The organism is Herbidospora sp. RD11066 (genome assembly GCF_054661255.1).
In genome coordinates this window covers 1-365 of sequence record NZ_BAAGDO010000059.1, presented here as the reverse complement: position 1 = coordinate 365, position 365 = coordinate 1, and the positions used below count along the sequence as shown (strand labels likewise).

Sequence of the window (365 nt, the reverse complement as noted above, 5' to 3'; positions counted from 1 at the left end):
CTTGCGATCTCTTGGGGGTTCCTTGAGAGCCTTGATAATAAGTGATGACGCACTAGGTACAACTGACACTTTGGCTTGTCTGTTCTGGATGGTGGGCTGAACAGTGCTGCGAAGCCCCTTCCAATCCTGTGTTGCCTTGGCAATGTCATCTCCAACTTTTTTAGGAGACAAACCAAGAGGACCGATCTTAGGCGCAAGGGCTGATGTTGCACCAACTTCGCCGCCAGTGGCTCTCAGATAAACGATTTTAATCTCATTGGGATCGAACTTTGGAGGCATGTTTTCAAAGGATTAAGGTATGATTGACGACTGATGGCTGTGTGGATGAGCCCTTTTCGACCCGACCAAATTCTCTTCGAGATAAA

General features: G+C 47.7%; 1 protein-coding gene. It reads right to left on the bottom strand.

Annotated features, from left to right (window positions below; translation table 11 throughout):
- The coding region (locus ACYQ78_RS39335) for a hypothetical protein (RefSeq protein WP_459806095.1) at window positions 1-279 on the bottom strand (279 nt) is incomplete at its 3' end.
- Between the last annotated feature and the right edge of the window lie 86 nt (window positions 280-365).